The organism is Tolypothrix sp. VBCCA 56010, assembly GCF_050875635.1.
GTDB lineage: Bacteria > Cyanobacteriota > Cyanobacteriia > Cyanobacteriales > Nostocaceae > Hassallia.
Window position 1 is genome coordinate 1 of sequence record NZ_JBPAOH010000337.1, and the last position, 1,522, is coordinate 1,522.

Sequence of the window (1,522 nt, forward strand, 5' to 3'; positions counted from 1 at the left end):
AAATTTTACTGTGGGCGCGCTTCGGCGAGGCTCAACCATACTCTCTGCGTAACATGAACGCGATCGCCCTTAATTATACTCCTGCGAGAGTGACAAAAAAGGGTTAAATTGCAGAATCACTGACCGCAGATATCATAAGTTAGTCTTATTATCTGCTCAATTAGACCGGACTATTAGTAGTTTGGTTGATGAATGGATAGACTCACTTCCCGAACCGAAAAAAGAAAACACCACGGTAGGCTAAAGCCTACGTCGTGGCTTTCATCACGCTCGCTCAAGCCGCAGGGTTTTCAGCCTACATTCTTATAATCGCTGCGGAAATTGAATTGGCTGCCCTCACAAAACAATGCCTTGATCGCCGCAGAGAAAGACCTTCCAACCCTCCAGACAGAAATCGCCGCTTGGAACACACACCGCAATACCATCTCCTGGCAGTTCACCATCACCAATGCCAGAATTAAGCTTAAAAAACTATACCCTGTTTTTAATGATTAAGGTCTACTAGAAGACTTGAGAAAGTCGCACATAAATGGGCAATGAGGTATGCGTGACAAGCACCAAATCATTGAGTCGCCGTGTGAGGCGGAAACCTTCAAGCACAGTTTTGAAGACCAGCGGGATTGGTGACAGTTTCGCGCTCGTTTAATTATTTCTACTCTGATTCCAACGGTCATCATGAAGAGAATCCTCGGTTTTTAAGAAAGGCTGAAGAGTTTATCAAGCACGCACAACGTAAGATTTACAAAAAGAAAAAAGGTAAAAACAACAGACCCAAAGCAAGACACAGATATGCTTGCGTAAGTATTTAAGGGTAAGTAAACAACGAGTGAACATGCTCTTAGACTCGCACGTAACGTATGCAAGCGATCGCCTTTGTCGCCTATGTAAGCGTTGCGGGGCGGCGTCGCGAGCCGCACAGATTTGAATGTTAAAGGGCTGGCAAGAAATCACAGGCTCGCGCCAAGTCAATTAATGATGTTGCTTGGTACGCTTTTCGCTGTTGGATTGAATATTTGGCGAAAAAGTTCAAATGGTGCGATCGCCATGCGTGCTGCCTTGAAGAAAGCGGGAGTATCCAAGGAAGCATTAGACCAAAACATTTTTGGCAACGTACAACCGAGCCGGTCACGGACAGTCATTGCCCCGTCAGGCGGCATTTAAGGCAGGGATTGCACAGACGCTGAACGGATAGTGGACATGGTGTGTTCGTCGCTGATGAGCGTGATGAACGCCGCCACCGCACGGTTCGGTGTGGTGAAGCCGAAATCGTACTTGCGGGCAAAATGGAATCAATGACACAAACAGGGTTTTTCCTATCGCACCCCCTCAGATAGTGAATAAGCTTTTAGACAAGCTGAAGATGAGAATCTACGATTTTGACGTGTTCAAAGAACAACGAGGCTTTTGCTCTGAGCAACGTATTAACCCAAGTTGCGGGTTATCAAATTCTAGGTTTTTGCATCCGTCGATTCATGCGATCGCGAAACGATGACTTGTTAGTTCGCGCACCACAAGTTGGGGT

General features: G+C 46.3%; 2 protein-coding genes. One reads left to right on the forward strand and one right to left on the reverse strand.

Annotated elements, in window-relative coordinates:
- Positions 1 to 254 precede the first annotated feature (254 nt).
- A complete protein-coding gene (locus AABK37_RS41285) occupies positions 255 to 461 on the forward strand; it encodes a hypothetical protein (RefSeq protein WP_432557161.1) in 207 nt (68 codons plus the stop codon).
- 504 nt (positions 462 to 965) lie between these two features.
- On the opposite strand, the gene AABK37_RS41290 is transcribed toward AABK37_RS41285, so the two are convergent.
- Positions 966 to 1,139: a hypothetical protein gene (locus AABK37_RS41290; protein ID WP_432557162.1), complete on the reverse strand. Its 174-nt coding sequence runs from the start codon at positions 1,137 to 1,139 to the stop codon at positions 966 to 968.
- Positions 1,140 to 1,522 lie beyond the last annotated feature (383 nt).

Bases quoted from the DNA above. Each gene is read 5' to 3' on its own strand.
- AABK37_RS41290 (WP_432557162.1), bottom strand. From the start codon at position 1,139: ATGACTGTCCGTGACCGGCTCGGTTGTACGTTGCCAAAAATGTTTTGG.